This is a genomic window from Allobosea sp. 2KB_26, from assembly GCF_052115715.1.
GTDB lineage: Bacteria > Pseudomonadota > Alphaproteobacteria > Rhizobiales > Beijerinckiaceae > Allobosea.
In genome coordinates this window covers 216,170-230,990 of the sequence record NZ_JBFRHE010000007.1, presented here as the reverse complement: position 1 = coordinate 230,990, position 14,821 = coordinate 216,170, and the positions used below count along the sequence as shown (strand labels likewise).

Genomic DNA, 14,821 nt, shown 5'->3' with positions numbered 1-14,821 from the left:
TCACCCAATCAGAGGCAGGAATGGACCAAGGCTGATGCCGAGGCGGGAGAAGCCCAACCACGCGACGCTGCCGAGCACCGCTCCGACCACGAGGTCGAGCCCGGTCCGGCGCGAGCCGAAGGCATGGGTCACCAGCGTGAAGGCGAGCATCGCGGTCAACGGGAAGCCAAGCCAGCGGATTGTCAGGAGCGGGATGCTCACACCGGCCAGCGCAAGCAGGAAGGCCGAACGCGATGGGGGCGCTTCCTCTTCCCCCTCCGGCGACGCGACGAGTTCTCCACGCATCGCCTGGGTGATCAGGATAACCCCAAGGACGGCCAGCCCCATTCCGACGGCCAGGATGATGGCCGCCGGCCCGACCCCGATATAGTTCGTCGTCGAGGCGATGCTGCGTGCACCGTTAAGCCACAGCGCCCCCATCGCGAGCACGCCGAGCCCCAGCCACCATGGGCGCGGCTTGCGGTGCGCATCCTGTCTGCTTGGATTGACCGACATCGTTCGGGCTCCTCGAGAACAAGCGCCATGACGGCGCGCAACCATCGGTCACGCGCCGCTCCGACAGGCCGTCATTTCAGGATGCCGACTTCCTTGAGCGCGCTCGACCAACTCGCATCCTCGGCCTTGAGGAAGGCAGCGAACTGGTCGCCCGGGAGATAGGCGTCCTCCCAGCCCTGGGTCTTCAGAGTTTCCTTCCAGACCGGGGTCTGGTGCAGCTTGGCGAAGCGCTCGAGCCAGGTCTTCTTGGCGGCCTCGCTCATGCCGGGCGCACCGACGAAGCCACGCCAGTTGCCGATCTCCACCGGAATGCCGGATTCCTTCAGCGTCGGCGCATTGAGTCCGTCGACCCGCGTCGGGCCCGAGACGGCGATGATGCGGATGCGACCAGTCTCCGCAAACTGACGGAATTCCGAAGCGCCGGAAATCGCAGCCTTGATCTTGCCGCCACCGAGAGCAGCCAGGATCTCTCCGCCCGAGAAGGATACGAAATTGATCTTCGCGACCGGAGCCCCGGCATGCTTGGCGAGCAGCGCCAGCATGACATGGTCCGCGCCGCCGGCCGAACCGCCGCCGACCGAGAGCGCGCCGGGATCAGCCTTCATCGCCGCGATGAAGTCCTGCGGCGTCTTGATCGGCGAATTCGCGGGAACGGCGATCGCGTTGTACTCATTGGTCAGGCGCAGCAGCGGAGTGGTGTCCTTCAGGGACACAGGCGTCTGGTTGGTGATGACGCCGCCGACCATGATGACGCCCGTCACCAGGAGCGCGTTGTCGTCGCCCTTGGAGGTGCGGACGAATTCGGCAAGCCCGATCGTGCCGGCAGCGCCGCCCTTGTTGGTGAAGGACGCGCCATCGGTGAAGATCTTCGACTGCGCGAAGGCCGCCATCGTATGGCGGCCGGCACCATCCCACCCGCCACCCGGGTTGGCCGGAATCATCACCTTGGCCGGCTCGGCGATCGCCATGCCCGTGCTCAGGACCAGCGCCAGCGCGCCAGTCGTCATCAGACGCCTCAACATCTTGTTTCCTCCCGTGGGTTGCCGCCGCCTTGTCTGGCTGGTCGTGTTTGCCGCGCGACGCGCGGAATTTGGCCGCCGGTCTCGCACCGGCTCGCATACTGGTCGTCAGGCGCTCCGCTCGTGCTGCGGCATGGCTTCCGGCGTGATGGTCGCCACAATCGAGGCATCGAGCGCCTCGTAGTCGTGCAGCCCGATGGTCGCGTAGAGTTCGGCGCGGGTCTGCATCTGCTCGACCATGCCATGCGTGCCGCCATCGCGAGCGAGCGCGGCATAGAGCCTCTCCTGCGCCTTGTTGGCGACGCGCAGCGAGGAGACCGGCCAGATCACCATGCGGTAGCCCATCGCCTCGAACTCGGAGGCGGTGAAGAACGGCGTGCGTCCGAACTCGGTCATGTTGGCGAGCAGCGGCACGCCGGGCACACGGCGCGCGAACTCCCTGAACATCTCGGCGGTGGTCAGCGCCTCCGGGAAAATCGCGTCGGCACCGGCCTCGAGATAGAGCTTTGCGCGCGCGACCGCGCCCTCCATGCCCTCGCTCGCCGCGGCATCGGTGCGGGCGATGACGTAGAGATGCCGGCGGGCCCTCACCGCAGCCGCGACCTTGGCCGCCATGTCATGGGCATCGGCCAGCTTCTTGTCGTTGAGATGGCCGCATTTCTTCGGCAGCAACTGGTCTTCGATATGGACCGCGCCCGCCCCGGCATCCTCGAAGGCGCGGACCATGTTCATGACGTTGAGGGCCTCGCCATAGCCGGTGTCGCCGTCGACCAGCACCGGCAGAGCACTGGCCCGCGCCACCTGCCGGATGAAGAAGGCAACCTCGTCGACCGTGATGATGCCGAGATCGGGCAGCCCCATTGAAGCCGTCATCGCCGCACCCGAGAGATAGAGCGCCTCGAAACCGGCGGCCTTGGCCTGCAGCGCCGCCATGCCGTTATGGGTGCCGGGTAACCGGAGGATGCCGCCCTCCCCGACCAGCGCGCGAAAGCGCTCGCCGGCCGGCTGCGCAGGACAATCGGAGGCAACGAGATAGGGCATGGGGCCTCAGTTCGCGTAGAGGTCGACGTAGTCGTGAACCGGCATGGCTTCGAGCCGCGCCTGATCGAGCGAGACATCGAGAATCTGGCGCTGGCGCTTCTCGACGAAGCGGCGCGCGAGATTGGTGCGGAACTTGGCCTCGAGCAGCGGGATGCCGTCGACGCGGCGGCGCTTGTGGCCGATCGGATATTCCACCACCAGTTCGGGCAGCACCGTCCCGTCATTCAACGTGATCGTCATCGCGTTGGCGATCGAGCGCTTTTCCGGATCGTGATAATCGCGGGTGAAAGCAGGATCCTCGACGCATTCGATCTTGTCGCGGAGTGCGTCGATGCGTGGATCGGCGGCAATATCGTCTTCGTAATCGCCTGCGGTGAGACGCCCGAAGATCAGCGGCACGGCGACCATGTATTGGAGAGTGTGGTCGCGGTCGGCCGGGTTATGCAGCGGTCCGCGCTTGTCGATGATCCGGATGCAGGCCTCGTGCGTGCGGACGCGGATCGAAGCGATGTCGTCGCTGCTGCGCCCGATCTTCTGGAGATGAGCCTGCAGCGTCATCGCCGCTTCGACGGCCGTCTGCGCATGGAACTCGGCCGGATAGGAAATCTTGAACAGCACATGCTCCATGACATAGGAGCCGTAAGGTCGCTGGAACTTGAATTCCTGGCCGCGGAACGAGGCGTCGTAGAAGCCCCAGATCTTCGCGCTCAGGGCCGAGGGATAGCCCATCTCGCCACTCCGGGCGATCAGGGCGAGCCTCACTGCCCGGCTCGTTGCATCGCCAGCCGCCCAGCTCTTGCGCGAGCCGGCATTCGGTGCGTGGCGATAGGTTCGCAGAGCCTGTCCATCGACGAAGGCAAGTGACAGCGCATTGACGATCTCGTCGCGGTTCAGGCCGAGCAGCCCTGCGACCACGGCCGTCGAGGCGATCTTGACCAGGATGACATGGTCGATCCCGACCTTGTTGAATGCATTTTCCAGCGCGAGACAGCCCTGGATCTCATGGGCCTTGATCATCGCGGTCAGCACGTCGCGCATGCTCAGCGGCCGCCGTCCGGACGCAACCGCCGTCCGTGACAGCCAGTCGGCCACAGCCAGGATGCCGCCGATATTGTCCGACGGGTGGCCCCATTCCGCCGCGAGCCAGCAATCATTGAAGTCGAGCCAGCGGATCATCGTGCCGATATTGAAAGCGGCCTGGACCGGATCGAGCTGATAGGGCGTGCCGGGCACGCGCGCGCCGTTCGGGACCACGGTCCCCGGTACGACCGGGCCGAGCAGCTTGATGCAGGCAGGGTATTCCAAAGCCTCCAGCCCGCAGCCGAGCGTGTCGAGCAGGCAGTTGCGGGCGGTCTCGTATGCCAGCGAACTGTCGACACGATAGTTCAGGACGTAATCGGCGATATCGACGAGCACACTATCCGGAGCGGGGCGTTCATTGTTGTTGAATCGAGCCATGGACGGGCATTTCCTCACGCCGACCCGGCTGGTCGCCTAGCGCCGCCGGAGAATTATTGTCGACATATGTTTCATGCGCACGGCTGTGGCGCAAGATCAAACTGCCCAATAATGAAATTCTGTCGACAATGATCAAGCGCTATGCCGTTTGGCTCCCAACTGGCGATCCGCATCCTGGTTGAAAACTTTCAGGTCGGAGCCCGCTCCGCATCGCCAGACGCGATGCTCCAGGCCGACCCGAGCCAGCATAAAATTCTCGAAAATCCAGGGGATCAGAGCCGGCTGTAGCCGCAACGATTGCGGCTACAGCGAGCCCTCAGGGCCGCTTCGGGATCTCGAGCCCGCGCTGGACAGCGGGACGTGCAAGCCCGCGCTCCAGCCAAGCCGGCACATGCTTCAGGCTGGCATAGTCGACGAGTTCGCCCGCGCCGTAGAATCCAACCAGGTTGCGGACCCAGCCGAGCAGGGAGATGTCGGCAATGGTATACGCATCGCCCATGATCCAGTCGCGACCGGCGAGACGGGTCTCGAGCACACCGAGCAGACGCTTGCTCTCGGCCGCATAGCGGTCACGCGGACGCTTGTCCTCGTATTCGCGCCCGGCGAATTTATGGAAGAAGCCGAGTTGACCGAACATCGGCCCGACCGCAGCCATCTGGAAGAACACCCACTGGATGGTCTCGTAGCGCTCCGCCAGATCGGACGGCAGGAACTTGCCTGCCTTCTCCGCGAGATAGATCAGGATCGCGCCCGATTCGAACAGGCCGATCGGCTTGCCGCCTGGGCCATTGGGATCGATGATCGCTGGAATCTTGCCGTTCGGATTGAGGGAGAGGAATTCGGTGGTCCAGGTCTCATTCTGCCCGATATTGATCGTATGCGGCTCATAGGGCAGCCCGGTCTCCTCCAGCATGATCGAGACCTTCACGCCATTCGGCGTCGGCAGCGAATAGAGCTGGATGCGGTCGGGATGCTGGGCCGGCCAGCGCTGGGTGATCGGAAAGGCAGAAAGATCGGACATCCGGAGCTCCAAGGGCTTGAAACAGGCGCCCGGGAACGGATTCCCGCGGCACTGAGCAACCCTACCCAGATTCCCCCCGTATCACTGCGACGATTTCGTGAGCTGTTACCAGGTCCGTCCCCGCATCCTGACCCGTTCGAGCGCAAAGCCCCGCTGCTCCATGGCCACCTGGTCCTGCGCCCAGACGGCCGAGGGCTCGAGTTCGAGCGCGATGGCAGGAAGATTGAGATCACCGGCGAGAGTATTGGCGAAGCGCATCAAGGCGTCGATCAGGACGGTCCCGGGCAGGCGCACCGAGGCCAGTTCGGAGACATTGAGCGTCGCCTCCCGCGAAAGCGGCTGGGCGACGTCATAGGCGAAGATCCCGTGGATGCAGCGACGCCGGTCATACAGCGCAATCAGGCCGCGCTCCTGGCCTGTCTCCTTCTCGTAGCGGCGCAGGTAAGCCGCCCAGTCACTGATACTGAGGCCCGGGTTCGCCATCGCCATCAATGCATAGGCTGCCTGTGCCTGCTGCGATGTGACGCGTACCGCCTCGAAAATATCTTCCATTACGATTGCCGAACTGCTGAGCGGAGATATGTCAGCAGAGTTGAACACCCGATCTTCTGCATTGATGCAGATCAAGGAGCGCCCTCGCCGTCCCGGCTAGGGTTTGAATGACTGGGAACAAGGTGTGAAGCTCCCTTGTTCACGGAGGTACGAACGCGTGGACTGCCAGCAGGCCGCTTGCGGCAACGATTCAAGACGGGAAAGCGGATGCCTTGCCTGCAAGGTCCGCCTCGCGAGCGTGTGCGCGTCGCTGTCCGTCGAGGAACTCGCGGAGCTCAACGCTCTCTCCCATCACACCTCGTTCGATGCCAAGGAAACGGTCTTCGTTCAGGACCATCCCGCGCATTCCGTCTACAACATCATCGAAGGCATGGTGCGGCTCTACAAGCTGCTGCCGGATGGGCGCCGGCAGATCATCGGCTTTGCCCTGCCGGGTGATTTTCTCGGTTTGGCGATGCGCGATGCCTTCGGCTTCTCCGCCGATGCGGTCGACTCGGTGTCGGCCTGCGCCTTCTCGCGTTCGGCCTATGCCTCGCTGGTCAATGCCAAGCCGCATCTGCTGCGTCGCCTGCATGAATTCGCCACCCATGAACTCACGCTGGCCCAGGAGCAGATGATGCTGCTCGGCCGCCGCAGCGCAGAAGAGCGGGTCATCTGCTTCCTGCTGACCATGCGCGACCGCTGGGCCAAGCTCGGCAAGCCGTCGGTAACGGTGCCGCTGCCGATGAGCCGCCAGGACATCGCGGATTTCCTCGGCCTGACGATCGAAACGGTGAGCCGCACCTTCACCAAGCTCGCCAAGGACAAGACGATCCTGATCGTGCCTGATGGCGTGCGCCTGCTCAACACCGACCATATGGAAGTGGTCGCAGCCGCCTGATCGCAGTTCCCGCAGCTTGAAGGGCGCCGTCCAACCGGCGCCCTTGCTGATTCCGCAGCGCAACAACGGGGCCTTCCTCAGGTCGCGTTGATCTGCATCAAGGCTCGCCTCGCTCCGCTTCGCTAACGCTCTCGATTGGCAGCATTGATGCGCTGCAGCAAACGAGGGCTGGCCATGGCGGCGACAGGGTATCCGATCAGGCGCGCGACGACGGGAGAAATGGGGGGCCTCGTATTGGCGGCCGGCTGCGTGCTGCCGCTGATCATCATCGCCGCCCTGACACCCGATCCCGCCTATGCCTTCCATATCAGCCTCGCGGCGGTCGCCTCGCTCGTCGCGGTGTTCCTGATCGGCAATCGCTGCTTCAGTCCGGCGCCGAGCCCTGCGCCGCAGGAGATCGACGGCAAGCCGAACTACAATATGGACCCGGTCAAGTTCGCGACCGTGGCCGCAATGGTCTGGGGCATTGCCGGGTTCACCGTCGGCCTGATCATTGCGCTTCAGCTCGCCTTCCCCGACCTGAACTTCGACCTGCCCTGGACGAATTTCGGACGGATGCGCCCGCTTCATACCTCGGCGGTGATCTTCGCCTTCGGCGGCAACGTGCTGATCGGCACATCCTTCTACGTCGTGCAGCGCACCTCGCGGGCGCGCCTGGCCGGCGACATCGCGCCATGGTTCGTCATCCTCGGCTACAACTTCTTCATCGTGCTCGCCGGCACCGGCTATCTGCTCGGCATCACGCAGGGCAAGGAATACGCCGAGCCCGAATGGTACGCCGATCTCTGGCTGACCATCGTCTGGGTGGTCTACCTGCTGGTGTTCCTCGCAACCTTGGCCAAGCGCAAGGAGCCGCACATCTATGTGGCGAACTGGTTCTATCTCGGCTTCATCCTGACGATCGCCGTTCTGCATATCGGCAATAATCTGGCGCTGCCGGTCTCGATCCTCTCACCGAAATCCTATGTCATCTGGTCCGGCGTCCAGGATGCGATGTTCCAGTGGTGGTACGGCCATAACGCGGTCGGCTTCTTCCTCACCGCCGGCTTCCTCGCGATCATGTACTATTTCGTGCCGAAACGCGCCGGTCGGCCGGTCTACAGCTACCGTCTCTCGATCATCCATTTCTGGGCGCTGATCTTCCTCTACATCTGGGCCGGCCCGCACCACCTGCACTATACCGCCCTGCCCGACTGGGCGCAGACCCTCGGCATGACCTTCTCGATCATGCTTTGGATGCCCTCCTGGGGCGGCATGATCAACGGGCTGATGACGCTGTCCGGCGCCTGGGACAAGCTGCGCACCGACCCCGTGCTGCGCATGATGGTGGTCTCGCTCGCCTTCTACGGCATGTCGACCTTCGAAGGTCCGTTGATGTCGATCAAGGCGGTCAACTCGCTCTCGCACTACACCGACTGGACGATCGGCCATGTCCATTCCGGCGCGCTTGGCTGGGTCGCCTATATTTCCTTCGGCGCGATCTACTGCCTCGTGCCGTGGCTGTGGAACCGCCGCGAGCTGTATTCGCTGAAGCTCGTCAACTGGCACTTCTGGATCTCGACGCTCGGGATCGTCTTCTACATCTCGGCGATGTGGGTCTCGGGGATCATGCAGGGCCTGATGTGGCGCGCCTACACCTCGCTCGGCTTCCTCGAATACTCCTTCATCGAAACCGTGGCTGCGATGAAGCCCTACTACGTCATCAGGGCGCTCGGTGGCGGGCTCTTCCTGACCGGGGCGCTGATCATGGCCTTCAATCTCTGGATGACGGTCAGGCACGGCACAGTCGACGCCCCGAGCGATGACCATGCGCTGCAGCCGCAGCTCGTCCCCGCGCAGTAAGGAACGCTCAGATGTCGAGCATTGAAAACCCGGCTCCGCGCAAGTCGCTCTGGCTCAAGCACAAGATCTTCGAGACCAACTCGATCATCCTGGTCATCGGTGTGCTGCTGGTGATCTCGGTCGGCGGTCTCGTCGAGATCGCGCCGCTCTTCTACCTGCGCAACACGATCGAGAAGGTCGAAGGCATGCGGCCCTATACGCCGCTGGAGCTCGCCGGCCGTGCGATCTATGTCCGCGAGGGCTGCTACAACTGCCATAGCCAGATGATCCGGCCGCTGCGCGACGAAATCGAGCGCTATGGACCCTATTCGCTGGCGGCCGAGAGCATGTACGACAAGCCCTTCCAGTGGGGCTCGAAGCGGACCGGTCCCGACCTCTCCCGCGTCGGTGGCAAGTATTCCGACGAATGGCAGCTCGGCCATCTCAACCAGCCGCGCGCGCTGGTGCCGCAGTCGATCATGCCGGGCTACCCCTTCCTGGCGAAGACCGAGCTTCATTTCGGGGACATTGCCGATCACCTGCGTGCCAACCGCGGCGGCGGCGTGCCCTATACCGACGAGATGATCGCGCAGGCCGCGAGCGACCTCGAAGCCCAGGCTACGCCCGACCACCCGAGGGCGGCCGAACTCGAAGCGCGCTACCCGAAGGTCCAGATCCGCGATTTCGACGGCGATCCCAAGCGGATCACCGAAGCCGACGCGCTGATCGCCTACCTGCAGGTCCTCGGCACGCTCGTCGACTTCAAGCTCTACGACACCAAGGCCAACATCCGTTGAGCGAGGGCACCATGGATTCGACCTACCATTGGCTCGCGGGCTTCGCCCAATCCGCCGGCCTTCTCTACTTCGTCGGCACCTTCCTGGCCGTTTGCCTCTACGCGCTCTGGCCGAGCAACCGCGCGCGCTTCGACGAGGCCGCCCACACTCCCCTGCGGGAGGACTGAGCCATGAACAAGCATCACGACCCTGCCTCGGAATTCGACGCCGCCACCGGCCAATCGACCACCGGCCATGAATGGGACGGCATCCGCGAGCTCAACACGCCGCTCCCGCGCTGGTGGCTCGGCATCTTCTACGCCACGATCATCTGGTCGCTCGGCTATTGGGTCATCTATCCGGCCTGGCCTCTGCTGACCGACGCCACCAAGGGCGTCATCGGCTATGCTTCGCGACAGGAGATCGAGGACGATCTCGCAATCATGCGCAAGGACCGGGCCGCGCTGGCCAGCGGCCTCGCCGATGCCTCGCTCGAGCAGATCAAGGCCGACCCCGCGCTGTTTCGCGTCGCAATGGCACAGGGCAAGGCCGCCTTTGGCGACAATTGCGCTGCCTGCCACGGTGTCGGCGGCAGCGGTGGCAAGGGCTACCCCAACCTGAACGACGACGAGTGGCTCTGGGGCGGCTCGCTTGCCGCGATCCAGACCACGCTGCAGCACGGCATCCGCGTCGCCGGCAACAACGACACCCGCGTCAGCCAGATGCCGGCCTTCGGGCGCGAAGGCATGCTGAAGAAGGACGAGATCAGCGCCGTCGCCAACCATGTGCGCGAACTGGCCGGACTGTCGACGCAACCCAAGGCTGACCTCGCGCTCGGCCGCAAGCTCTTCGCCGAGAATTGCGCCGCCTGCCATGGGCCTGCCGGCAAGGGCAATCAGGAGCTCGGCGCTCCGAACCTGACCGACGCCATCTCGCTCTACGGCATGGATCTCGCGTCCGTGACAGAGACCATCACCAACAGCCGCAACGGCGTCATGCCCGCTTGGGGCCAGCGTCTCGACCCGACCACGATCAAGGCGCTGACCGTCTACGTCCACTCGCTCGGCGGAGGCCAATGACATGGCACTCACGGAAAGCGAAGACGCTCCGCTCTTCGCGCCGTCGAAGAAGGTCTACCCACAGAGCGTGTCGGGCCCGTTCCGGCGCGCCAAGTGGTTTATCCTCGTCCTCTGCCTCGGCATCTACTACCTCCTGCCCTTCCTGCGTTGGGACCGCGGCCCCAACCTGCCGAACCAGGCCGTGCTCGCGGACATCGCCAATAACCGCTTCTATTTCTTCTTCATCGAGATCTGGCCGCAGGAGGTCTACTACTTCACCGGCCTGCTGATCCTGGCCGCCTTCTTCCTGTTCCTGATGAATGCGGTCGCCGGCCGGGTCTGGTGCGGCTATCTCTGCCCGCAAACGGTCTGGACAGACCTCTTCCTCGCCGTCGAACGCGCCTTCGAGGGTGACCGGCGCGAACGGATGAAACGCGACGAGGGTCCCTGGACCGCCGACAAACTTGCCAGGAAGACCGGCAAGCACCTGATCTGGCTCGTCATCGCCTGGTGGACCGGCGGCGCCTGGGTGCTCTATTTCGCGGATGCGCCGACACTGGTGCGGGAACTCGCGACCTTCACGGCACCGCTCTCGGCCTATGTCTGGATCGGCATCCTGACCTTCACCACCTACGCCCTCGCCGGGATCATGCGCGAGCAGGTCTGCACCTTCATGTGCCCCTGGCCGCGCATCCAGGCGGCGCTGACCGACGACGACGCCCTCAACGTCACCTATCGCTACGATCGCGGCGATCCGCGCGTCTCGGTCAAGCAGGCCACGCGCCGGCGCGCCGCCAACGAGCCGGCAGGCGACTGCATCGACTGCTTCCAGTGCGTCGCAGTCTGCCCGACCGGAATCGACATTCGCGACGGCTCGCAGATGGACTGCATCCAGTGCGGCCTGTGCATCGATGCCTGCGATACGGTCATGCTCAAGATCAACCGCCCGGCCGGGTTGATCGCCTATGACACCGACGACAACGTCAAGCGGCGGATCGCCGGCCAGAAGCCGGTCTATCGCCTGATCCGCCCCCGCACCCTGATCTACACCGTGCTGATCGGGCTCGTCGGCGGAGCCATGATCTACCAGCTCGCGACCCGCAGCACGGCGGGAATCTCGGTGCTGCACGAGCGCACCCCGCTCTTCGTGACGCTCAGCGACGGCTCGATCCGGAACGCCTACACCATCCGCCTGCTGAACAAACGCCCGGACTCCCGCCCCTTCGCACTCACCGTCGCCGGCGTGCCCGGCATCCGGGTCGAGACCATCGGGACCCAGGCGACAGCCGATCTTCGGCCGATCATCACGGTCGATCCCGATTCCTCGCGCGAGATCCGCGCGCTGGTCACGGTGCCGGCCGGCATTCCTCTCGACAAATCCCAGACGATCACCTTCACCGCCTCCGACCTGTTCGCTGGCGAGGTCGTGACCGCCGGGGATCATTTCATCGCTCCCTAGAGAACGCATCATGACCTGTTGCGGAGGCTTCATCATGCCGATCGACTTTCCATCCCCACCGGCGCCAGCTCGGCGCCGGCCTTTCGAGCTCAGCGGGCGCGCCGTGCTCTTCGGCATGATCGGCTTCTTCATCGTGGTCGCGGGCGTCAATGGCGTGATGATGGTCTCGGCCATCCGGACGATGCCCGGCGCCGATGTGAAGAGCGCCTACGAGACCAGCCAGCGCTTCAACAGCGAGATCGCGCGCATGCAGGCCCAGGCCGCACGCGGCTGGCTGGCCCAGAGTGAGGTCGTGCGTGCCGGCGCCGACGCGGTCGTTTCGCTCTCGCTGAAGGACAAGGCGGGCGCAGCCGTGACAGGGCTCGCAGTCGAGGCGAAGCTCCAGCACCCGGCGACGCGGCAGCAGGACCGCAGCATGACGCTGACCGAAACAGCCCCGGGCCACTATGGCGCGACGGTGCCGGAACTGCATGCCGGCGCCTGGACCCTGGTGGTCGAGGCGAAGCGCGATGGGGACCCGACCTTCTCCTCTCGCAGCCGCATCATGCTGAAGGAGTGAATCGCGTGGCCGCGCAGCAGGATCTCTCCGTCTTCGTCCGCCATCGCGAAAGCGGGGTCGCGGGCATGGAACTCGCGGTGGAGAACATCCGCTGCGCCGGCTGCATGCACGCGATCGAGAACGGCCTTGCCCATGAGACCGGTATCCTCAGCGCCCGGGTCAATCTCGCGCTGAAGCGCGTCACGGTGGAATGGACGGAGGGCGCACTGCGCCCAGAGGCCGTGATCGAGCGCCTCTCCCGGCTTGGCTTCAAGGCCTACCCCTTCCTGCCCGCCTCCGGACGTGATGACGACACAAGCGAGGAAAGGCGGCTGCTGCGCTATCTCGGCGTCGCCGGCTTCGCCTCGATGAACATCATGCTGCTCTCCGTCTCGGTCTGGTCGGGCAATAGCAGCGACATCAATCCGGTCACGCGCGACTTCTTTCACTGGCTCTCGGCGCTGATTGCCCTGCCGACCGCCGCCTATGCCGGCCGCCCCTTCTTCGAGAGTGCGCTCCGGGCTCTGCGAGCCGGCGCCGTCAACATGGACGTGCCGATCACGCTCGGCATCGTGCTCGCGCTCGGCATGTCGGTGGTGGTGACCTGGAACCACGCCGAGCATGCCTATTTCGACGGCGCGGTGATGCTGATCTTCTTCCTGCTGATCGGGCGCTATCTCGACCAGCTGATGCGCCGCCGCACGCGCGACCTCGCTGGCAATCTTGCTGCGTTGAAGGCGGAAACCGCGACCCGGCTACTGCCGAATGGCGAGGCGATGGTGACGCCGATCGCGGCCATCGTGCCCGGCGACCGCGTCCTGATCCAGCCGGGCGAGCGCGTCAGTGTCGATGGCATCATCGAGACCGGCTCCTCCGAGATCGACCAGAGCCTCGTCACCGGTGAAACCCTGCCGCATGCCGTCATGGCCGGCGCGCAGGTCTATGCCGGTACCGTGAACCTCTCCGGGGCCCTGACCGTCAAGGTCGAGGCCGCAGCCAGTGGCACCCTGCTCGACGAGATCGATGCCCTGATGGCGCGCGCGGTCGAAAGCCGCTCGCGCTATGTCAAGCTTTCGGATCGGGCGGCTAGGCTCTACGCCCCTCTCGTCCACGCCACGGCGCTCGCGACCCTGCTGGGCTGGATGGCCTTCGGTCTGCCCTGGCCCGAAGCACTGATCATCGCCATCACCGTCCTGATCATCACCTGCCCCTGCGCGCTGGGGCTGGCGATTCCGGCTGTGCAGGTCGTTGCCGCCTCTGCCCTGTTCAGGCGCAAGGTCATGCTGAAGCAGGGCGACGCGCTGGAGCGCCTGGCCGAAGCCGATGTCGCTGTCTTCGACAAGACCGGCACCCTCACGCTGCCGGATCCCGATCTGGTCAATGGCGCCGAGATCGATGCCGCAACCTTGCAGGCGGCGGGCAGGCTGGCGGCCGCGAGCCGCCACCCCCTCGCCCGCGCCATCGCCCGTGCCGCCGGCCATCCTGCTCCTGCGAGCGATGTCAGCGAGAATCACGGCGCAGGCCTGAGCGCGATCGTGGATGGGATCGAGACCCGTCTCGGCAGCGTCACCTATTGCGAGGCCGGGGCCGAAGCCGCCATCGTCGCCGCGCGCCATCCCGCAGCCTCCCTGATCGCCTGGCGCCATGGCAATGAATGCGCCGTCTTCGCGGTCGATCAGAAGATCCGGCCGGAGGCGCGCGACTGTATCGCCGCGCTGCGCGGCCTCGGCCTCGAGATCCGCATTCTCTCCGGCGACCGAAGCGAAGCTGTCGCGCCGGTCGCCTCGGCCCTCGGCATCACGAAGGCGGAAGCCGGCCTGCGTCCCGACGAGAAGCTCAAGGCGCTCGACCGACTCAGCGCCAAGGGGCGCAAGGCGCTGATGATCGGCGACGGGCTCAACGACGCTCCGGCGCTTGCCAAGGCCCATGTCTCGATCTCGCCGATCAGCGCGACCGACCTGGCGCAGGCTTCGGCCGACATCGTCTTCATCGGCGACAGCCTGATGCCGGTCGCAGACAGCCTGCGCATCGCCCGCAGGGCGCGCAACCTCATGCTGGAAAACCTCTGGTTTGCGGTGCTGTACAATGCCGTCGCGGTGCCGATTGCCGTCGCGGGCTTCGCGACGCCGCTCGTCGCAGCCGTCGCGATGTCGGGCTCGTCACTGGTGGTCACGCTCAACGCGCTGCGCGCGGGACGCGGCCTGCCGCGGCAGAATACGGGAGTGGCGGCATGAATATCCTGGTGATCCTGTTCCCCCTGGCGCTCGGTCTCGGACTGCTGGGGTTGGCGGCCTTCTTCTGGTGCATGCGCACCGGCCAGTTCAGCGATCTCGAGGGACCGAGCTGGCGCATTTTGAGGGATGACGACCTGCGTTCGCCTGGGGACACCCGCACCAACGATCATTGACGCAGCGGCCATTCCGGCCTTACCTCGCCAGCGACGGTTCCCTTAGGGGATCAAAAGGGAACGCGGTGCGGATGGTTCGCCATTCAATGCCGTGGCTGCCCCCGCAACTGTAAGCGGCGAGCCTTTCGCCACACGCCACTGGGGCCCTCGGACCTGGGAAGGCGGCGACAAGGCACCGACCCGCGAGCCAGGAGACCTGCCGTCAGCCGTGGTCACACGCGAACACGTTCGGACGGGGTGTTTCGATCGCTTGTTGAACTGCACGCTGGCTAAGGGCAGCGGACGGGGCCTCGCGT

The 14,821-nt window shown here is 65.0% G+C and carries 15 protein-coding genes and 1 riboswitch; of the genes, 9 read left to right on the top strand and 6 right to left on the bottom strand.

Features of this window, described 5'->3' with window-relative positions; translation table 11 throughout:
• From AB4099_RS20155 to AB4099_RS20130, 6 genes are all read right to left on the bottom strand, one after another.
• Nucleotides 1-495: a tripartite tricarboxylate transporter TctB family protein gene (locus AB4099_RS20155; protein WP_441479367.1), complete on the bottom strand. Its 495-nt coding sequence runs from the start codon at nucleotides 493-495 to the stop codon at nucleotides 1-3.
• Nucleotides 496-566: 71 nt separating this feature from the next.
• Complete coding sequence (locus tag AB4099_RS20150; protein ID WP_113515898.1) at nucleotides 567-1,517, bottom strand: Bug family tripartite tricarboxylate transporter substrate binding protein; 951 nt, start codon at nucleotides 1,515-1,517, stop codon at nucleotides 567-569.
• Nucleotides 1,518-1,622: 105 nt separating this feature from the next.
• Nucleotides 1,623-2,555, bottom strand: coding sequence for a methylisocitrate lyase (gene prpB, locus AB4099_RS20145; protein WP_441479366.1), 933 nt, complete (start codon nucleotides 2,553-2,555; stop codon nucleotides 1,623-1,625).
• A 6-nt stretch (nucleotides 2,556-2,561) separates the two neighbouring features.
• Nucleotides 2,562-4,013, bottom strand: a complete 1,452-nt coding sequence (locus AB4099_RS20140) for a bifunctional 2-methylcitrate dehydratase/aconitate hydratase (RefSeq protein ID WP_441479365.1) — start codon at nucleotides 4,011-4,013, stop codon at nucleotides 2,562-2,564.
• Nucleotides 4,014-4,329: 316 nt separating this feature from the next.
• Nucleotides 4,330-5,034, bottom strand: a complete 705-nt coding sequence (locus tag AB4099_RS20135) for a glutathione S-transferase N-terminal domain-containing protein (protein WP_441479364.1) — start codon at nucleotides 5,032-5,034, stop codon at nucleotides 4,330-4,332.
• 105 nt (nucleotides 5,035-5,139) lie between these two features.
• Entirely contained in the window at nucleotides 5,140-5,586 is a 447-nt protein-coding gene (locus AB4099_RS20130; RefSeq protein ID WP_113515894.1) for a hypothetical protein, read from the bottom strand.
• Nucleotides 5,587-5,743: 157 nt separating this feature from the next.
• Between AB4099_RS20130 and AB4099_RS20125 the strand changes: the two genes are divergently transcribed.
• From AB4099_RS20125 to ccoS, 9 genes are all read left to right on the top strand, one after another.
• The gene (locus AB4099_RS20125) at nucleotides 5,744-6,466 is read left to right on the top strand and encodes a helix-turn-helix domain-containing protein (protein ID WP_441479363.1); all 723 of its coding nucleotides are present in this window, start codon (nucleotides 5,744-5,746) and stop codon (nucleotides 6,464-6,466) included.
• Nucleotides 6,467-6,640: 174 nt separating this feature from the next.
• Nucleotides 6,641-8,308 carry a cytochrome-c oxidase, cbb3-type subunit I gene (ccoN, locus tag AB4099_RS20120; protein ID WP_441479362.1) on the top strand — a complete coding sequence of 556 codons (1,668 nt, stop codon included), beginning with the start codon at nucleotides 6,641-6,643 and terminating at the stop codon, nucleotides 8,306-8,308.
• An 11-nt stretch (nucleotides 8,309-8,319) separates the two neighbouring features.
• Entirely contained in the window at nucleotides 8,320-9,084 is a 765-nt protein-coding gene (gene ccoO / locus AB4099_RS20115; RefSeq protein WP_441479361.1) for a cytochrome-c oxidase, cbb3-type subunit II, read from the top strand.
• An 11-nt stretch (nucleotides 9,085-9,095) separates the two neighbouring features.
• Nucleotides 9,096-9,251, top strand: a complete 156-nt coding sequence (locus AB4099_RS20110; protein ID WP_113515890.1) for a cbb3-type cytochrome c oxidase subunit 3 — start codon at nucleotides 9,096-9,098, stop codon at nucleotides 9,249-9,251.
• A gap of 3 nt (nucleotides 9,252-9,254) precedes the next feature.
• Complete coding sequence (gene ccoP, locus AB4099_RS20105) at nucleotides 9,255-10,142, top strand: cytochrome-c oxidase, cbb3-type subunit III (protein ID WP_441479360.1); 888 nt, start codon at nucleotides 9,255-9,257, stop codon at nucleotides 10,140-10,142.
• Nucleotide 10,143: 1 nt separating this feature from the next.
• A complete protein-coding gene (gene ccoG / locus AB4099_RS20100) occupies nucleotides 10,144-11,580 on the top strand; it encodes a cytochrome c oxidase accessory protein CcoG (RefSeq protein WP_441479359.1) in 1,437 nt (478 codons plus the stop codon).
• Between the two features lie 34 nt (nucleotides 11,581-11,614).
• Complete coding sequence (locus AB4099_RS20095; protein WP_441479358.1) at nucleotides 11,615-12,139, top strand: FixH family protein; 525 nt, start codon at nucleotides 11,615-11,617, stop codon at nucleotides 12,137-12,139.
• Nucleotides 12,140-12,144: 5 nt separating this feature from the next.
• On the top strand, nucleotides 12,145-14,352 hold the full coding sequence (locus AB4099_RS20090; RefSeq protein WP_441479357.1) for a heavy metal translocating P-type ATPase: 2,208 nt from the start codon (nucleotides 12,145-12,147) through the stop codon (nucleotides 14,350-14,352).
• Nucleotides 14,349-14,525, top strand: a complete 177-nt coding sequence (gene ccoS / locus AB4099_RS20085) for a cbb3-type cytochrome oxidase assembly protein CcoS (protein ID WP_113515886.1) — start codon at nucleotides 14,349-14,351, stop codon at nucleotides 14,523-14,525. The genes AB4099_RS20090 and ccoS overlap by 4 nt, the downstream gene beginning before the upstream one ends.
• 17 nt (nucleotides 14,526-14,542) lie before the next feature.
• A riboswitch (cobalamin riboswitch) is annotated at nucleotides 14,543-14,743 on the top strand.
• The last annotated feature ends 78 nt before the right edge of the window (nucleotides 14,744-14,821 follow it).